10 protein-coding genes are annotated in these 12,369 nt (G+C 71.8%); 4 read left to right on the top strand and 6 right to left on the bottom strand.

Annotation, left to right across the window (positions count from 1 at the left end; genetic code table 11):
• Positions 1-3: 3 nt before the first annotated feature.
• The 3 genes from MRBLMG1_RS33865 to MRBLMG1_RS33855 all read left to right on the top strand — a co-directional run bounded on the left by MRBLMG1_RS33865 (position 4) and on the right by MRBLMG1_RS33855 (position 3,146).
• Positions 4-930, top strand: a complete 927-nt coding sequence (locus tag MRBLMG1_RS33865) for an ABC transporter ATP-binding protein (RefSeq protein WP_367827975.1) — start codon at positions 4-6, stop codon at positions 928-930.
• Positions 927-1,766 (top strand): ABC transporter permease, encoded by an 840-nt coding sequence (locus MRBLMG1_RS33860; RefSeq protein WP_367827974.1) that lies wholly within the window; start codon positions 927-929, stop codon positions 1,764-1,766. Before MRBLMG1_RS33865 ends, MRBLMG1_RS33860 begins: the two co-directional genes overlap by 4 nt.
• Positions 1,767-1,913: 147 nt before the next feature.
• Positions 1,914-3,146 carry a ParB N-terminal domain-containing protein gene (locus tag MRBLMG1_RS33855; protein ID WP_367827973.1) on the top strand — a complete coding sequence of 411 codons (1,233 nt, stop codon included), beginning with the start codon at positions 1,914-1,916 and terminating at the stop codon, positions 3,144-3,146.
• A 10-nt stretch (positions 3,147-3,156) separates the two neighbouring features.
• On the opposite strand, the gene MRBLMG1_RS33850 is transcribed toward MRBLMG1_RS33855, so the two are convergent.
• From MRBLMG1_RS33850 to MRBLMG1_RS33840, 3 genes are all read right to left on the bottom strand, one after another.
• Complete coding sequence (locus tag MRBLMG1_RS33850) at positions 3,157-4,017, bottom strand: helix-turn-helix domain-containing protein (RefSeq protein ID WP_367827972.1); 861 nt, start codon at positions 4,015-4,017, stop codon at positions 3,157-3,159.
• Between the two features lie 217 nt (positions 4,018-4,234).
• Positions 4,235-5,572, bottom strand: a complete 1,338-nt coding sequence (locus tag MRBLMG1_RS33845; protein WP_367827971.1) for an esterase-like activity of phytase family protein — start codon at positions 5,570-5,572, stop codon at positions 4,235-4,237.
• A gap of 129 nt (positions 5,573-5,701) precedes the next feature.
• Positions 5,702-6,568, bottom strand: coding sequence for a hypothetical protein (locus MRBLMG1_RS33840; RefSeq protein ID WP_367827970.1), 867 nt, complete (start codon positions 6,566-6,568; stop codon positions 5,702-5,704).
• 187 nt (positions 6,569-6,755) lie between these two features.
• On the opposite strand from MRBLMG1_RS33840, the gene MRBLMG1_RS33835 reads away from it, so the two are divergent.
• A complete protein-coding gene (locus MRBLMG1_RS33835; RefSeq protein WP_367827969.1) occupies positions 6,756-7,904 on the top strand; it encodes a winged helix DNA-binding domain-containing protein in 1,149 nt (382 codons plus the stop codon).
• A gap of 36 nt (positions 7,905-7,940) precedes the next feature.
• On the opposite strand, the gene MRBLMG1_RS33830 is transcribed toward MRBLMG1_RS33835, so the two are convergent.
• Genes MRBLMG1_RS33830 through kdpA form a run of 3 tightly spaced genes read right to left on the bottom strand, consistent with a single transcriptional unit; the run spans position 7,941 to position 12,364 of the window.
• Complete coding sequence (locus MRBLMG1_RS33830; RefSeq protein ID WP_367827968.1) at positions 7,941-8,591, bottom strand: potassium-transporting ATPase subunit C; 651 nt, start codon at positions 8,589-8,591, stop codon at positions 7,941-7,943.
• A gap of 6 nt (positions 8,592-8,597) precedes the next feature.
• Positions 8,598-10,703, bottom strand: a complete 2,106-nt coding sequence (gene kdpB / locus MRBLMG1_RS33825; RefSeq protein ID WP_367827967.1) for a potassium-transporting ATPase subunit KdpB — start codon at positions 10,701-10,703, stop codon at positions 8,598-8,600.
• Positions 10,700-12,364 (bottom strand): potassium-transporting ATPase subunit KdpA, encoded by a 1,665-nt coding sequence (gene kdpA / locus MRBLMG1_RS33820; protein ID WP_367827966.1) that lies wholly within the window; start codon positions 12,362-12,364, stop codon positions 10,700-10,702. Before kdpA ends, kdpB begins: the two co-directional genes overlap by 4 nt.
• Between the last annotated feature and the right edge of the window lie 5 nt (positions 12,365-12,369).

The following is a 12,369-nucleotide window of genomic DNA, read 5'->3' as shown; positions in this document are numbered from 1 at the left end:
CCCATGATCGAAGCCAAGAACCTCACGAAACGCTACGGCGACAAGACCGCCGTGAACGGTCTGTCCTTCACGGTCGAACCCGGTCGCGTCACCGGCTTCCTGGGCCCCAACGGCGCGGGCAAGTCCACCACCATGAGACTCCTGCTCGGCCTCGACCGGCCCGACGGCGGCGAGGCCACCGTCAACGGCGTGCGCTACAGCGACCTTCCGCAGCCCATGCGGGTGGTCGGCGCGCTCCTGGAGGCCCGCGCCGTCCACACCGGCCGCAGCGCCTACGACCACCTGCTGTGCCTCGCCCAGACGCAGGGCTTCGGCAGGCGCCGGGTCGACGAGGTCATCGACCAGGTCGGCCTGACGTCGGTGGCCCGCAAGCGGGCCGGCGGCTTCTCGCTCGGCATGGGGCAGCGGCTCGGCATCGCCGCCGCGCTGCTCGGCGACCCCGCCGCCCTCGTCCTGGACGAGCCGGTCAACGGCCTGGACCCCGAGGGCATCCTCTGGATCCGGAACCTGATGAAGTCCCTCGCGGCCGAGGGCCGTGCCGTCTTCGTCTCCAGCCACCTGATGAACGAGATGGCCGTCACCGCCGACCACCTCATCGTCATCGGGCGCGGCCGGCTCGTCGCCGACTGCTCCACCCAGGAGTTCATCGAGCGCAGCACCGAGCAGTCCGTCCTCATCAAGACCCCGGACCGGGAACGGCTCGCCGCGCTCCTCAGGAGCCACGGCGGCACCGTCACCGACACCGAGGAGGGCGACCTGGACGTCGTCGGCCTTGAGGCCCCGCGCATCGCCGAACTCGCCGCGGGCGGCGGCCTGGTGCTGCACGAGCTCTCGACCCGGCGGGGCTCGCTCGAGGAAGCGTTCATGGAACTGACCAAGGACGCCGTCGAGTACGACGCCGGCGTGTCCACCGCCGGAGGTGTGAAGTGACCACCGCGACCGCAACCACGTCCGCGACCGTCCCCGTCACGGACGGCCACAAGCCGACCTTCGGGCGGCTGATGCTGTCGGAGTGGACGAAGATCCGTTCCGTCCGCTCCACGGTCTGGTCGCTCGCGATCCTGGTCGTCGTGACCCTGATCTTCACCGCGCTCTTCATCCAGATGGGCGTGGCGAACTGGGACAAGACCGACCCGGCGCAGCAGGCCGCCATGCGGCTCGACCCGACCGGCACCATCCTCGGCAGCGGCATCCTGATCGGCCAGCTCGCGGTCTGCGTGCTCGGCGCGATGGTGATGGCGTCCGAGTACTCCACGGGCATGATCCGTGCCAGTCTGCTCGCGGTGCCCAAGCGGGTGCCGGTGCTCCTGGCCAAGGCGGCCGTCTTCGGACTGCTCGTCCTGGCGATGGGCGAAGTGACCGCGTTCGGCTCGTTCCTGATCGGTGCTCCGATGCTCGACGGCAAGGCTCCCGTCGCGCTCGGCGACCCGGGCGTGCTGCGGGCGGTCGTCGGGTGCGGGTTCTACCTGTCGCTCCTCGGCCTGTTCTCGCTCGCCGTCGGCGCGATCATCCGGCACACGGCGGCGAGCATCACCGGTGTCATCGCCTTCGTCCTGGTGCTCGCCCCGATGGCCAGGCTGCTGCCCGGCACCGTCGGCGAGCACATCCACGCCTACCTCCCCACCGAGGCGGGGTTCCTGGTCACCCAGCAGCACTCGCGGGTGGACGACCTGCTCGGCCCGTGGCAGGGCCTCGGCGTGCTCGCGCTGTGGACCGCCGTCCTGCTGGCCGTCGCGGCCGTCCTGCTGCGGCGCAGGGACGCCTGATCCCACCCCCGAACACCGCGGGTGCCCGCCGATCCGGCGGGCGCCCGCGGTGTCGTGCTTCCAGGCGGCGTCCAGCTTTCCTCGACTGCGCCTGAAGACCCTGCTGCGACGCTCGACGGCAGCGGCAGCAGAAAGGGAGTGAAGGGAATGGCTCAGAGCAGTGGGCAGGCCGTCTTGATCACGAGTGCATTCAGCCCCGTCAGAACGGAGAGCGCCGAAGCAGCGACCCGCAGCGAATTCGATCTGAAGAACTTCGAGAAACTGCCGGCACGCGACGTACCCGTCAGCGCGCTGTCGCCCGGCGTCTCCCTGCGCCAGAGCGGTACGGACGCCGCTCACATCCAGCTTCTCGTCGACGCGGCGGGGTCGGCGGAACTGCCGCCCATTCTGGTCCAGATGGACGGCTACCGCATCATCGACGGTCTGCACCGCCTGGAAGCCGCCAGGCTCCGGGGTGACGTCAGCATCAAGGCGCGCTTCCTCGACTGTTCCAATTCCGAGGCGCTCGTCATCGCCATGAAGGCGAACGGTTCGCACGGACTCCCGCTGTCGAAGGCCGACCGGGTGTCCGGGGCGCAGCGCGTCCTGAGTTCGCACCCCGACTGGTCCGACCGGGCCATCGCCGGCATCACCGGGCTGAGCGCCAAGACGATCGCGTCGCTGCGCGACCGGACGGGCGAGGGGGCGCCGCTCGACGGCAAGCGCATCGGCCGGGACGGCAGGCGCCGTCCGGTGGACGCGGGCGAGGGCCGGCGGCGGGCCGCCGAGTACATCACCGCCCACCCGAACGCCCCGCTGCGTCAGGTCGCCCGGGAGACGGACGTGTCGCTCGGCACGGTCCACGACGTGAGCGCCCGGCTCCGCCGCGGGGACAGCCCCGAGCGGGACGGGCGCCAGACGGCCGCCGCGCGGCCGGAGCCGGTACAGCCCGTGCGGTCGGTGCAGTCCGTACGGCCCGTACAGGTGGTTCCCGCCGTGCAGTCGGTGCCGACCGTACGGCAGCAGGTGCGGCTCCCCGGCGAGGCCGGGCGGCCCGCGGGCGCGGCGGCGTGCGGCACCGCCCGCGGACCGCTGCGGGTGGCGCCGCACCCCGACGCGGCCCCCGCGCCGCGCCGGAACCACACCGAGGCGCCGCCCGCGTGGGCGACGGTGGCGGCCAAGATGGCCACCGACCCGGCCATCCGGTACAACGCGGGCGGCCGGGAGTTCCTCCGCTGGATGCAGCTGCACGCCACCGACCCCGACGAGGACTGGCGCGAGCTCGTCGACGCCGTACCGCCGCACTGGCTCGGTGTCATCGCGCCGATCGCCGAGCGGATCAGCAGGGAGTGGAGCCTCCTCGCCGAGCAGCTCAAGACCAAGCAGGACATGGTGCCTTGATCCCCCGAGCTCACGACGCCGACGGCGCCGGTGCCGCGGTCGCCACCCTGAGGTGGCCCGCGGCCTGGCGCCGTCCGCCGTTCTCCTGGGGCGGGTTGACGGAGGCGCACCCGGGGTGGGGGACGACGTCGGCCGGGGGTTCGAGCTCCGGCAGCGCGAGCAGGACGGGCGGGTCCGCGGGCCGGGCCGGGCGCAGCCGTACCGCCGCGCTCGTGACGGTGTCGGCGGCGACGGTGACGGTCTTCGGGCCGTGCCCTCCGACGAGCGGGGTGCGCCCCGCGCCGGCGTCGGGTCCGAGGCCGTCGGCGACCGCCACCGCGAGCAGGTACCAGCTTCCCTCGGGGACGTTCTTCAGCGAGTAGCAGGACGGCCGGCCGCTGGGCACGTCGATGACGCCCGAGGCCACCGAGGGGTGCTGGACGATCGGCGTGCCGAAGGCGCCGAGGAACACCCGGGCGTTGCCGTGCCCGGCGGGCAGGCTGATGGTGCCCGCGATCGTCCCGAAGCCCGTCCACGCCGTCGGCTCGGGGCCGGGCAGCGCGTCACCGCCGTCGCGGGCCAGCCTGCGGAACCGGCTGGGCGAGACGCCGACACTGGCCGTGAAGGAATTGGTGAAGGAACCCAGGCTGTTGTATCCGACCGCGTAGGAGATGTCGGTGATGCTCATCGAGGTGGTCTCGATCAGCCTTTTCGCCTGGTAGATACGGATCGCGGCCAGGAATCTGCCGGGCGTGAGCCCGGTCTCCTCTTTGAACAGCCGCGTGAAATAGAAACGGCTGAGCAGAGCGCTTTCGGCGATCTCCGTGAGGGTCAGCGGTTCGCCGTAACGCTCCCGGATGCACTCGATCGCCCTTTCTACTGCTGTATCCATATGCACCTCACTACGTGTCGACCCACGCAGCAGTGTGACCCGCGGATATCGCGCTCGGCTCGCGTATCGCTAGAGGACCGGTCGAGATTTGTTCACCGGATTTGCGGCGGACCCTCCGCTTCCTGTTGGCTGGCGAGGGGGCGCATTTCCCTTTTCGCGGAAATACCCGTGCCCCGGCCTGTTCGGCCGGGGCACGGGTGGGTCGGGAGTGCGGCGATCAGCGCACGGGGCGGTCGAGGCGTACCCGTACGAGCGTGGTCTCCACGCCGCTGTCGACGAGGCGTCCGGCCGCGTCGAAGGCCTCGGGGCCGTCGGTCATGCCGAAGTCGTTGTCGTTGAGCAGGACCAGGGTCGACGGGCCTTCGAGGGCGATGCCCTCGATCTTGCCGGGCACGCCCGGGACCGTGTTCAGGTCCACGACCAGCCGCTTGTCGAGGACCACGCCGGCCGCGCCCTCGTCGTCGAGCTGCTCCAGGGCCGGGGCGGTGGAGGTGTCCCAGCGGGAGCCGAGGATGTCGGCCCCCCGGCGCAGGCGCACCTCGTACACGCGGGCGGCCTTGTCCGTGCGCTCCTGGACGAGGAGGCGGTCGCCGCCGAGCGCGACGAGCGCGGAGACCTTCAGCTCGGAGGTCTTGGTCTGGCCGGGCTCCACGTCGCCGACGGCGTCGAAGCGGTAGGCGTACTCGGCCGTCACGCGGTTCTCGCGGGGCGAGAAGCGCAGCAGCCGCGTGGTGCGGGAGTTCTCGCCGGTGGCCTTGTCGGGGTTGAGCAGCGGGCTCTGCAGCGCCATCACGAGGTCGCCGTCGGGCAGCAGCGCCAGGCCCTCGAAGCCCCGGTTGGCCTTGCGCTGGAGGAAGACCGACGGCAGCGACTCGACGACCGGGTAGTCGGCGCCCTTCAGGTCGAGGCCCTGGGGCACGTGCCGGGCGAGCACCCGCCCCTTGGCGGAGACGTGCACCAGCGACGGCCCGTACTCGTCCACCAGCCAGAAGCTGCCGTCCCGGTCCCGCACCAGGCCCTCGGTGTCCAGGCCGTTCGGGTCGTACGCGAGCGGGGTCGAGGCGTCGTACGTGTAGGGCGCCTCGTCACGGCCGGCCTGGTTCGGCAGCCCGGTCACGGGCGCTCCCGAAGCCGTCGTCAGCGGAATGGACTTCAGCACCTGGATCCGGCCGCCCACCGCCCGCACCTTCACGATGGCCGGGTCGAAGCCGGGCACCGGGAACGTCCGGCGCTTGTCCTTCCCCACGGCTATCTGCCCGTTCGGGCCGCGGTCGGTCACCGTCCAGTACTCCCCGCGCCGTTCGGCCGGGTACAGGTCGCTGCCGATGCCCCCGAGGTCGACGCCCCGGTCGTCCGCGACGCTTCCGGGCACCAGCGCGTTGCTGAACGCGGCCAGCGGGATGTCGGGCAGCGTCGCCGTGGAGACGACCCGGGCGCCGGAGCCGTGGTGGTGCTCCGGCGTCGCGTCGGCCGTCCCCACGACCACCGAGAGGGCGAGCGCGGCGGACAGCGGCAGGACCACGGCGGCGGGCCGGCGCAGGAGGCGCGGATTCATCAGAACTCCCTAGGACACATGGAAAGTCGCCGGTGACGGCGGCCCCATGGTCCAGTCCTGCGCACAACTCCCGGCGACCCGCCGCCGACACCGGGGCAAGCCCTGGGTGAACGCACGTGTCCGGGACGCCTAGTAGCGGTCGAGGATGAGCTGCGTCTTCAGGATGTCGCCGTGGTAGAGCCAGCCGTTGGCGTCGGCGACGCTGATGGCGTCCGCGTGGAGGTCGGCGGCGTCGGCGGCTGAGTCGGTCTTGAAGGACAGCTCGATGACGTACTCGGTCCCGGTCCCGCCGGCTCCGACGACCGGCAGCACTTCGATGCTCGCGTCGTCGGAGGGGCCCCAGGCGCCGCCGTACACCTTCGAGGTGACGGGCCCGTGGGCGCGGGAGGCCTGGAGGGTGGTCCTGCCCCAGCCGGCGCTGCCCCAGTTCTCCAGCTTGCCGGGGATGTCGTTGACGAGCCAGGTGCGGCCGGTGGTGCTCGTCGGCATGGCGGTGCCGGAGTACCCGCTGGCGCTGTGGCTCTTCTCGGTGCTGAAGCTGAGGGTCTGCTTGGCGTAGCCCCAGTCGACCTCGGCCTTGTAGTTGGTGTCGCTGCTGTCGAAGCCGGCCGCGTTGGCGGTGTTCAGGGCCGCGGTGAGGTCGCCGCCCGTGACGGGGAACCGCTTCTTGTAGGTCTCCTCGAACGACGACCCGCTCTTGTGCCGCAGCCGCACGCTCCACCCTTCGGCGTCCAGCGCCCCGGCGTCGGTGTCGTAGTAGCTGTACGAGCGCGCCTTGGCCGACCCGGTGATCCCGAACGCCGACTTCACCGCCGAGGTCGGCGCGTGCGCCGAGTCCAGCGCCGCCACCGTGAGGTTGATCTTCACCTCGTACGTCGGCACGGCGTTGGCGGCGGCGTACGCCGGCGAGGTCGGGGCGAGGAGCGCGACGGCGGCGGCGAGGGCGACCGCGGAAGCGGCGGCGGCGGGGCGCGAAGCCCTGGAGGCGAAGGTCATGCGCCCGATCCTCACGACCCCGGGTGAGGACCGCGTGTCACCGGAACGTGCCCCCGGTGAACCGGCGGCGTCCAGACCGCTCGCGACGACCCCCGGGAACGCCCGTACGTGCCCGCGGGCCGCTGGTGCCCGCCCGGCTTCCGCTCCTCGCTCCCCTTCCGCCGGGGCGGCCGGGCAGAATCGGCGCATGGTGATCACCGCGCGCGCACTCAACCGCTCCACCCTCGCCCGGCAGCTGCTCCTCGGACGGGAGACGCTCGGCGTCGGGGAGGCCGTGCGGCGGGTGGTGGCGATCCAGGCACAGCAACCGGGTTCGCCGTACGTGGCGTTGTGGAACCGGGTCGCGGGCTTCGATCCGGCGGCGCTCGACGGGGCGGTGGGCGACTACGAGCTGGTCAGGTCGACGTTGATGCGGCTCACCCTGCACCTGGTGCACGCCGAGGACTACCGGGCCTTCCGGGAGGGCATGGAGCCGACGGTGCGGGGTTCGCGGCTGCACGATCCGCGGTTCAAGGCGGCGGGGTTCACCGCCGCCGACGCCGACGTGCTCCTCCCCGACCTCCTCGTGTACGCCGCGGAGGCCCGGACCGGCGCCGAGATGAGGGCGCGTCTGGAGGCGGGCCGCGGCGGGCCGGTGGAGGCGGTGGTCTGGCGGATGATCCGGCAGTACGCCCCGCTGTGGCACGCGCCGACCGGCCTCCCGTGGTCGTTCGGCACGGCCCAGTCCTTCGTCACGGCGACCGACCGCCCGGCGCTCGCCGACCCGGAGGCCTCCGCCGCCGGTCTGGCCGTCCTCGTCCGCCGCTACCTGGAGGGCTTCGGCCCCGCCTCGGTGGCCGACATGGCGCAGTTCACCCTGGCGCCGAAGGGCCTGGTCCGGGCGGCCGTGCAGTCCCTCGACGGCGAACTCGTCCGCCTGGAGGGCGCGGACGGCACGGTCCTCCACGACGTCCCCGGCGCACCGCTGCCCGACGAGGACGTCCCCGCCCCGCCTCGCCTGATGGCGATGTGGGACAGCGTGCTCCTCGCGTACGCGGACCGCAGCCGCGTCCTCCCGCCCGCGTACCGCAAGCACGTCATCCGCGTGAACGGCGACGCCCTCCCCACCCTCCTCGTCGACGGCCACGTCGCCGGCGTCTGGCGCCCCGTCCCGGAGGGCATCGAGGCCTCCGCCTTCCATCCCCTCCCGACGCCCGTCTGGGACGCGCTCGCCGCCGAGGCCGCCTCCCTCGGCGCCCTCCTCGCCGACCGCGACCCCCACGTGTACCGCCGCTACGACCACTGGTGGACCAAGGGCCTCCCGGCCGTCGAGACCCGGGTGCTTCCGGGGGCCTGACGGCCGGCGCCGCAGGGGCCCGGCGGGGGGTGTGCCTCAGCCCTTGGCCACCGCCTCCCGCAAGGCGAGGTTCAGGAGGAGGACGTTGACGCGGGGCTCGCCGATGAAGCCGAGGACACGGTCGTCGGTGTGGGCGGCGACGAGCTTCTCGACGGTGGGCACGTCCAGCTTGTTCAGCTCGGCGACGCGGTGGACCTGGAGCTTCGCGTACGCGGGGGAGATGTGCGGGTCGAGGCCGGAGGCGGAGGAGGTGACGGCGTCGGCCGGCACGTCGGACGGCTTCACCGTGTGGCCGTCGACCGAGTTGTCCTTGACGACGGCGGCCTTCGCGTCCTTGACCCACTGGATCAGGTCCGCGTTGTCGCCCGAGCGGTTGGTGGCGCCGGAGAGGATCAGGTCGTACCGGGTGTTGACGCTGTTGGTGCCGAGGCCGTTCGACGGGCGGGGCTGGAACCAGCGGAGGTCGGGCTTGTCGCCGGTCAGGTACGTCTGGCCGATCAGTTCCGAGCCGACGACCGTGCCGCTCGCGTCCTTGACCTCGGAGCCGTTCGCCTTGCCGGGGAAGGCCACTTGGGCGATGCCGGTGACGGCGAGCGGGTAGAGGACGCCGCACACGAGGGTGAGGACGAGGAGCGCGCGCAGGCCCGCCCAGAGCACGCGGCCGGTGTTCGCTGCCGAGTTGTTCATTGCCGATCAGCCGATTCCGGGGATGAGGGAGAGGAGCAGGTCGATGAGCTTGATGCCGACGAACGGGGTGACGAGGCCGCCGAGTCCGTAGATCCCGAGGTTGCGCCGGAGCATCGAGTCGGCGCTGGAGGGCCGGTAGCGGACGCCCTTGAGGGCGAGCGGCACGAGGGCCACGATGACCAGCGCGTTGAAGATGACGGCCGAGAGGATCGCGGTCTCGGGCGAGGCCAGGCCCATGATGTCGAGCCCGTCGAGGCTCGGGTAGGCGACGGCGAACATCGCGGGGATGATCGCGAAGTACTTGGCGACGTCGTTGGCGATCGAGAAGGTCGTCAACGCACCTCGGGTGATGAGGAGTTGCTTGCCGATCTCGACGATCTCGATGAGCTTGGTCGGGTCGGAGTCGAGGTCGACCATGTTGCCGGCCTCCTTCGCGGCCGACGTGCCCGTGTTCATGGCCACGCCCACGTCCGCCTGGGCGAGCGCCGGGGCGTCGTTCGTGCCGTCGCCCGTCATCGCGACCAGCTTCCCGCCGGCCTGCTCGCGCTTGATGAGGGCCATCTTGTCCTCGGGGGTGGCTTCGGCGAGGAAGTCGTCGACGCCGGCCTCCTCCGCGATGGCCTTGGCCGTCAGCGGGTTGTCGCCGGTGATCATGACCGTGCGGATGCCCATGCGGCGCAGCTCGTCGAACCGCTCCCGCATGCCCTCCTTGACGACGTCCTTCAGGTGGACGACCCCGAGGACGCGCGCGCCCTCGCCGTCCTCCACCGCCACGAGGAGCGGCGTGCCTCCGGCCTGGGAGATGGCGTCGGTGACGTCCTGGGCGTCCGCGGCGACCTCGCCGCCGCGTTCCTTCACCCATGCCACGACCGAACCGGTCGCCCCCTTGCGGACCTTGCGGCCGTCGACGTCGACGCCTGACATGCGGGTCTGGGCGGTGAAGGCGACCCACTCGGCGTGGGCGAGTTCGCCCTGGCGGCGTTCGCGCAGCCCGTACCGCTCCTTCGCGAGGACCACGACGGACCGGCCCTCGGGGGTCTCGTCGGCGAGCGACGAGAGCTGCGCCGCGTCGGCCAGCTCGGCCGCCGTGGTGCCCTTGACCGGGACGAACTCGGCGGCCTGCCGGTTGCCGAGCGTGATCGTGCCGGTCTTGTCGAGCAGCAGCGTCGACACGTCACCGGCGGCCTCGACCGCGCGCCCCGACATCGCGAGGACGTTGCGCTGCACGAGCCGGTCCATGCCCGCGATGCCGATCGCGGAGAGCAGCGCGCCGATCGTGGTGGGGATGAGGCAGACGAGCAGCGCCGTGAGCACGATCAGCGAGGTCTGCTCGTCGGCGCCCGCGTAGATCGCGAACGGCTTGAGCGTCACGACGGCGAGCAGGAAGACGATGGTGAGGGACGCCAGCAGGATGTCGAGCGCGATCTCGTTGGGGGTCTTCTGCCGGGCCGCGCCCTCGACCAGGCCGATCATGCGGTCGATGAAGGTCTCACCCGGTTTCGTCGTGATCTTGACGACGATCCGGTCGGAGAGCACCTTCGTGCCGCCGGTGACCGCGCAGCGGTCGCCGCCGGACTCGCGGATCACGGGGGCGGACTCGCCGGTGATCGCGGACTCGTCCACGGAGGCCACGCCCTCGACGACGTCGCCGTCGCCGGGGATGACGTCGCCGGCCTCGCAGACCACCCGGTCGCCGACGCGCAGTTCGGCGCCCGGGACCCGCTCCTCGCCCGGTCCGGTGAGCCGTCGGGCGACGGTGTCGGTCTTGGCCTTGCGCAGGGTGTCGGCCTGGGCCTTGCCCCGGCCCTCGGCGACCGCCTCCGCCAGGTTGGCGAAGATCGTGGTCAGCCACAGCCAACCGCTGATCGCCCAGCCGAACCCGTCCCCGGGGTGCAGGGCGGCGAGGACGGTGGTGAGCACGGAGCCGACGAGGACGACGAACATGACCGGCGACTTGACCATCACGCGCGGGTCGAGCTTCCGGAGTGCGTCCGGGAAGGACTTCACCAGCTGCTTGGGGTCGAACAGTCCGCCGCCGACGCGGCCGGGCCCGGCCGGCCGGCCGGTGGGCGCCTGCGGCCGCGGGGGCCTGGTGGGGGTGATGGTGCTCATGCTGCGAGCCCTTCGGCGAGCGGTCCCAGCGCGAGGGCGGGGAAGTAGGTGAGGCCGGCGACGATCACGATGGTGCCGACGAGGAGGCCGGTGAACAGCGGCTTCTCCGTCCGCAGGGTGCCCGCCGTCTCCGGTACGGGCGCCTGCCGGGCGAGCGAACCGGCGAGCGCGAGGACGAACACCATCGGCAGGAACCGGCCGAGGAGCATCGCGAGGCCGATCGTGGTGTTGAACCACTGGGTGTCGGCGTTCAGGCCGGCGAACGCGGAGCCGTTGTTGTTGGCGCCCGAGGTGTAGGCGTAGAGGATCTCGGAGAAGCCGTGCGCGCCGGAGTTGGTCATCGAGTGCGCCGGGGTGTCCAGGACGAACGAGGCCGCCGTGAAGCAGAGGACGAGCGCGGGGGTGACGAGGAGGTAGCAGGCCGCGAACTTGATCTCGCGGGTGCCGATCTTCTTGCCCAGGTACTCGGGCGTGCGGCCGACCATCAGGCCGGCGAGGAACACCGCGATGACCGCCATGATCAGCATGCCGTACAGGCCCGATCCGACACCGCCGGGCGCGATCTCGCCGAGCTGCATGCCCAGCATCGTGATCCCGCCGCCGAAGCCGGTGTACGAGGAGTGGAAGGAGTTCACCGCGCCCGTGGAGGTCAGGGTGGTGGCCACCGCGAAGAGCGACGAGCCGCCGATCCCGAACCGGGTCTCCTTGCCCTCCATCGCGCCGCCGGCCAGGTCGAACGCCGGTCCCCTGCCCGCGAACTCGGTCCACATCATCAGCGCGGTGAAACCGAGCCAGATCACGGCCATCGTGCCGAGGATCGCGTACCCCTGCCTGAGGGATCCGACCATCCGGCCGAAGGTCCGCGTCAGCGCGAACGGGATGACGAGGATCAGGTAGATCTCGAAGAGGTTGGAGAGCCCGTCGGGGTTCTCGAAGGGGTGGGCCGCGTTGGCGTTGAAGTAGCCGCCGCCGTTCGTACCCAGCTCCTTGATGACCTCCTGCGAGGCCACCGCGCCGCCGTTCCACTGCTGCGGGCCGCCGGTCAACTGCCCGACCTCGTGGATGCCGGAGAAGTTCTGGATCGCGCCGCACGCCACCAGGACGAGCGCGCCGATCACCGAGATCGGCAGCAGGATCCGCACGACGCCCCGGACGAGGTCGGCCCAGAAGTTGCCCAGCTCCCCCGTGCGCGACCGGGCGAAGCCGCGGACCAGCGCGACCGCGACGGCCATGCCCACGGCCGCCGACACGAAGTTCTGCACCGCGAGGCCGCCGGTCTGCACGACGTGGCCCATGGCCTGCTCGCCGTAGTACGACTGCCAGTTGGTGTTGGCGACGAAGGACGCGGCGGTGTTGAACGCCTGGTCCGGGTCGATCGACACGAAGCCCAGGGAACCGGGCAGCGACCCCTGGACCCGCTGGAGCAGGTAGAGGAAGAGGACGCTCACGGCGGAGAAGGCGAGGACGCCGCGCAGGTAGGCGGGCCAGCGCATCTCCACCGACGGGTGCGCGCCGATCGCCTTGTAGAGCCATCGCTCGACCCTCAGGTGGCGGTCGGAGGAGTAGACGCGCGCCATGTGGTCGCCCAGCGGCCGGTAGGAGAGGCCGAGGGCGACGATCAGCGCCAGGAGCTGGAGCACTCCGGCGAGGACAGGACTCATCTCGG

This window comes from Streptomyces sp. LMG1-1-1.1, from assembly GCF_040815545.1.
GTDB lineage: Bacteria > Actinomycetota > Actinomycetes > Streptomycetales > Streptomycetaceae > Streptomyces.
Note: the sequence above shows the minus strand (reverse complement) of the source record. Positions and strands in the feature narration are given on the sequence as shown.

What these genes read in the sequence shown, in the direction of transcription:
- MRBLMG1_RS33865 (WP_367827975.1), top strand. Translation starts at nt 4, where the DNA reads ATGATCGAAGCCAAGAACCTCACGAAACGCTACGGCGACAAGACCGCC.
- MRBLMG1_RS33855 (WP_367827973.1), top strand. Translation starts at nt 1,914, where the DNA reads ATGGCTCAGAGCAGTGGGCAGGCCGTCTTGATCACGAGTGCATTCAGC.
- MRBLMG1_RS33850 (WP_367827972.1), bottom strand. Translation starts at nt 4,017, where the DNA reads ATGGATACAGCAGTAGAAAGGGCGATCGAGTGCATCCGGGAGCGTTAC.
- MRBLMG1_RS33845 (WP_367827971.1), bottom strand. Translation starts at nt 5,572, where the DNA reads ATGAATCCGCGCCTCCTGCGCCGGCCCGCCGCCGTGGTCCTGCCGCTG.
- MRBLMG1_RS33840 (WP_367827970.1), bottom strand. Translation starts at nt 6,568, where the DNA reads ATGACCTTCGCCTCCAGGGCTTCGCGCCCCGCCGCCGCCGCTTCCGCG.
- MRBLMG1_RS33835 (WP_367827969.1), top strand. Translation starts at nt 6,756, where the DNA reads ATGGTGATCACCGCGCGCGCACTCAACCGCTCCACCCTCGCCCGGCAG.
- MRBLMG1_RS33830 (WP_367827968.1), bottom strand. Translation starts at nt 8,591, where the DNA reads ATGAACAACTCGGCAGCGAACACCGGCCGCGTGCTCTGGGCGGGCCTG.
- kdpB (WP_367827967.1), bottom strand. Translation starts at nt 10,703, where the DNA reads ATGAGCACCATCACCCCCACCAGGCCCCCGCGGCCGCAGGCGCCCACC.
- kdpA (WP_367827966.1), bottom strand. Translation starts at nt 12,364, where the DNA reads ATGAGTCCTGTCCTCGCCGGAGTGCTCCAGCTCCTGGCGCTGATCGTC.